The organism is Atopobium deltae (genome assembly GCF_001552785.1).
Classification (GTDB): Bacteria; Actinomycetota; Coriobacteriia; order Coriobacteriales; family Atopobiaceae; genus Atopobium; species Atopobium deltae.
The window spans coordinates 1-630 of sequence record NZ_KQ959510.1 but is presented as its reverse complement, the minus strand read 5'-3'; the positions used below and the strand labels follow the sequence as shown (position 1 = coordinate 630).

Below are 630 nucleotides of genomic sequence, written 5' to 3'. Positions count from 1 at the left end.
TCTAGAAAGGAATGATTGTTATGTCTTTTGATTTGGCGCAAGCAACCGCAGACTCCCAGCGCCACTGGAAAGATCGACTGCTAGAAAAGGCTGCTATGTATGCAATTAAAAAATCAAGGCACGCTTATGAGTCTTTTAAGCAAACGCAAGACTCTCCATCCCAAGATCTCAAGCTTGCCCCGTCTTTGCCAGATCCATATCAGGTGGCATACTCGCTTAGTACTCGTGATAATGAAGCTGCTGCTGCGTTTCACTCATACTTAGCAGATCAAGGTATTGATACTTCCATCACTACTAATGATGACGAAATCCTTATTAACTTTATGCTGCGTGACAAAGATAAAAACCTAGAAGCAATTAATAAGTTTCTTTCTAAGTTTGAGCTTGAAGAAGATCGTGATCTCACTAAAGAAGACATTCAAGCATTCATTACTGCCGATACACAAGAGCGTGCCACCCTTGATGAAGATATTGCTGCTGCTGAAGCATCACTTAAAGCAGAAGCTTCAATGCAACGTGAAACCCCCACTATCAAACTCGATGCTGAACTGGGTGCTCGATAATGAATAGTAAGCAACATACATATCTTTTGTATGCTTTTGTTTCAAGTTGCGTGGCAGCAGCCTTTTT

1 protein-coding gene is annotated in these 630 nt (G+C 41.4%); it reads left to right on the top strand.

Annotation, left to right across the window (positions count from 1 at the left end; genetic code table 11):
• Window positions 1-20: 20 nt before the first annotated feature.
• Window positions 21-563 (top strand): hypothetical protein, encoded by a 543-nt coding sequence (locus HMPREF3192_RS05160; RefSeq protein WP_156422877.1) that lies wholly within the window; start codon window positions 21-23, stop codon window positions 561-563.
• Window positions 564-630: the final 67 nt, after the last annotated feature.